General features: G+C 73.7%; 1 protein-coding gene. It reads left to right on the top strand.

From position 1 onward, the window contains the following. The coding region (locus ACZ92H_RS29540; protein WP_465052401.1) for a Rossmann-fold NAD(P)-binding domain-containing protein at positions 1-365 on the top strand (365 nt) is incomplete at both ends.

The following is a 365-nucleotide window of genomic DNA, read 5'->3' as shown; positions in this document are numbered from 1 at the left end:
CTTCCGCCAGGCGCAGGTGAATCTGGCCGGCGCGCGCCGCGTGGGCCTGTACCGCATGCTGCAAAGCGAGTACGGCCGTCTGGTGTCGCGCCATGTGGACCTGGAAGAGGGCGCCGGCGAGGCCGAGCTGCTGGAGCAGGTCTGCGCGGAACTGCAGACCGACGACCTGGAAGCGGCAGTGTGCTACCGGGGCGCGCAGCGCTACCGCGCGCTATTGCGCGGCGAAGCGCTGGCCCCCGCGGCCGGGCTGGCGCCGCTGCCGCGCTTCGAGGCGCAGCAGGTGCTGCTGGTGACGGGCGGCACGCGCGGCATCGGCATGCTGTGCGCGCAGCATGCCGTGCGCCAGTATGGGGTGCGGCGCCTGG

The organism is Janthinobacterium foliorum, assembly GCF_978021625.1.
Note: the sequence above shows the minus strand (reverse complement) of the source record. Positions and strands in the feature narration are given on the sequence as shown.